Origin of the sequence: Actinomadura sp. KC345 (assembly GCF_004348515.1) — a bacterium.
Taxonomy (GTDB): domain Bacteria; phylum Actinomycetota; class Actinomycetes; order Streptosporangiales; family Streptosporangiaceae; genus Spirillospora.
The window spans coordinates 1-2,428 of record NZ_SMKH01000521.1; the positions used below are offsets into that span (position 1 = coordinate 1).

Annotated in this window: 3 protein-coding genes and 1 pseudogene; 1 reads left to right on the plus strand and 3 read right to left on the minus strand. The window is 74.4% G+C overall.

What is annotated here, in order from left to right; all coding sequences use genetic code 11:
* Positions 1-3 precede the first annotated feature (3 nt).
* Positions 4-540: an orotate phosphoribosyltransferase gene (gene pyrE, locus E1281_RS39110; protein ID WP_131884730.1), complete on the minus strand. Its 537-nt coding sequence runs from the start codon at positions 538-540 to the stop codon at positions 4-6.
* Between the two features lie 71 nt (positions 541-611).
* Between pyrE and E1281_RS39115 the strand changes: the two genes are divergently transcribed.
* Positions 612-1,139, plus strand: a complete 528-nt coding sequence (locus E1281_RS39115) for a hypothetical protein (RefSeq protein ID WP_131884731.1) — start codon at positions 612-614, stop codon at positions 1,137-1,139.
* 14 nt (positions 1,140-1,153) lie between these two features.
* Here the strand turns inward: E1281_RS39115 and E1281_RS39120 are convergent, their stop codons facing one another.
* Entirely contained in the window at positions 1,154-1,801 is a 648-nt protein-coding gene (locus E1281_RS39120) for a tetratricopeptide repeat protein (protein WP_243717807.1), read from the minus strand.
* 80 nt (positions 1,802-1,881) lie between these two features.
* Positions 1,882-2,428, minus strand: a pseudogene (locus E1281_RS42420) (NYN domain-containing protein); the annotation flags it as partial.

Sequence of the window (2,428 nt, forward strand, 5' to 3'; positions counted from 1 at the left end):
CCCCTAGCCCATTCCGAGATCCGCGACACCGTACGGGTGGCGGTAGGTGAGGCCCTCCTCGGCGAGGCGTCCGGCCGCCCCCCGCTCCAGGATCGTCGCGACCGCCACGACCTCCGCGCCGGCCTCCCGCAGCGCCTCCACCGCCGTGAGGACGGAGCCGCCCGTGGTCGAGGTGTCCTCGACGGCGAGCACCCGGCGCCCCGCGACGTCCGGTCCCTCGATGCGCCGCTGGAGCCCGTGGGCCTTGCCGGCCTTGCGGACGACGAACGCGTCCAGCGGACGCCCGCGGGCCGCGGCCGCGTGCAGCATCGCGGTGGCCACCGGGTCGGCGCCCAGCGTCAGCCCTCCGACCGCGTCGTAGTCGAGGTCGGCGGTCTCGTCCAGCATGACCCGGCCCACCAGCGGCGCCGCGGACCCGTCCAGCGTGACCCGGCGCAGGTCCACGTACCAGGACGCCCGCTTGCCCGAGGACAGCACGAAGTCCCCGTGCACGACGGCCTTGTCCTTGATCATTTGCAGCAGCACTTCGCGATCGCTCACCCGAGGAACCCTATTCACCGCGCGCACGCCCCCCGCCGCCGCCCATGTACGGTGCCCGGGAGGGGGACGAGATGACGCCGGGATCGCTGGTTCTGCTGCACGCGCCGAACGCCGGCGCGGGCTCCTGGGGCGACCTGCCCGAGATGCTGCGCTCGTACGGGCTGGACGTGGTCGCGCCCGACGTCCCGGACGCCACCGGCCCCCGCTACATCGCCCGCGTCTCACTGACCGTCACGGCGACCGATCCAGTGGCTCCGCTGGTCCTCATCGCGCACGGTGCCGCCGGGCCCCTGCTGCCCGGCATCGCGCTCGCCCAGCGCGCCGCGCACCGTCCCGTGGGCGGCTACGTGTTCGTCGACGCCGACCTTCCGCGCCCCATGCACCTCCACGGCGAGGGCTCGCCCCATGAAGAGCTCCCGATGCCCCCAGATTGGCCGGAGGCGCCCTGCGGGTACCTCCGGACCCATTCGGACCGCGCCGGCCCCTCAGGGCACGATGAGGCCGTCAGAGAGGCACGCCTGCGCGGCTGGCCCGTGACCGAGCACGAACCCCCGGCGGCCGTGGCCCAATCCCTGAGCGAACTCGTGACCGTCCTCTAGCCTCGGGCCGTGGGTCAGCCGTTCTTCAGGAGGTCGTCCAGGAGGGCGTCGTAGTCGTCTTCGCCGCGGCCCAGGTCTATGCGGGCGCGGTAGCGGAGGCGGAGGAGGGCTTCGAGGCTGTCCTCGGCGAGGGCGGCGTCGTCCGGACCCGGGGTGAGGCTCTCGGCCTGCGGGACCGGCGGCTCGTCGGGGCCGCCGACGATCCCGGTGCCGACGGCGCGGTCGCGCAGGGCGAGGACGACGTCGGCGCCGCTGGTGGCCCACTCGTGGGCTCCGGTCGCGTCGCCCTGGGCGTACAGGACCTCCGCCACGGCGCGGTACACTTCGGGGTCACGCGGCTCGTCCACGCGGATCTGCTCGACGAGCGTGCGCGCCTCCTCGGCGCGGTCGAGCTCGAAGAGGGCGTCCGCGAGGTAGGCGCGCGGGTCGCCGTAGGTCTCTCCGCCGTCTTCCAGGGCCTTGCGATACAGTTCGGCCGCCTTGCCGTGGTCGCCCGCGTGCTGCCACTGCTCCCCGGCGCGCAGCAGGACGTTGGCGCGTGACACCCCGCCGGACACCGACTCGGCCAGTTCGGCGAGCCGGCGTGCCGCCGAGATGTGATCGCCGGTGCGCAGGGTGTCGAACTCCAGGTCGTCGAGATCGTCTTCCGTCACATGCGTCACGCTTCAACGCTACCCGCCGCCGCGCGACCGAAGCGGCCGAATCGGTGATGATCGTGGAATACCGGTGCGTACCCGTCAGCTCACCTGCGGGAACGTTCTAGGGCGTCCCAGAACCCGCGGCGCAGCGCGTGCCGCACCTCGTCGTGGAGGAGGAAATCTATCGGAAGCGACGAGCCCTGCAGGAGCCGTGCCTCCAGGTCGGACGGCATGCGCGGTTTGCGGGCGAGGACGGCCTCCAGCCACAGCGCGGGCGCGTCCCGGGCGACGGACTCGCCGAAGTCCTGGCCCTCCTGGTGCGCGGCCTTGACCGCGTCCGCCAGCGTCGGGGTCTGCTGCGCGGGGACGGGCGAGACCTGCTGCGGGCCGGTGTAGGGGCCGCTCTGCTGCCCCGGCTGCATCGTCTGCGGCGGTGGCGGCGGGGACGGCGCCGGGACGGGCGACGAGCTGTACTGCGGGCTCGGGCTCGGCGGCTGCGACGGCGCGGGCGGTGCCGGAGACGGCGGCGGTGCGGGGGCCGGCGGCGCCTGTGTACCGGACGGGCCGGAGGCCGGGGACGGCTGCAGCGGGACCTGCTGCCCGCCGGTGCCGTAGGACGGCGGGAGCGGCCGCTCCCCGGTGCCGTAGGAC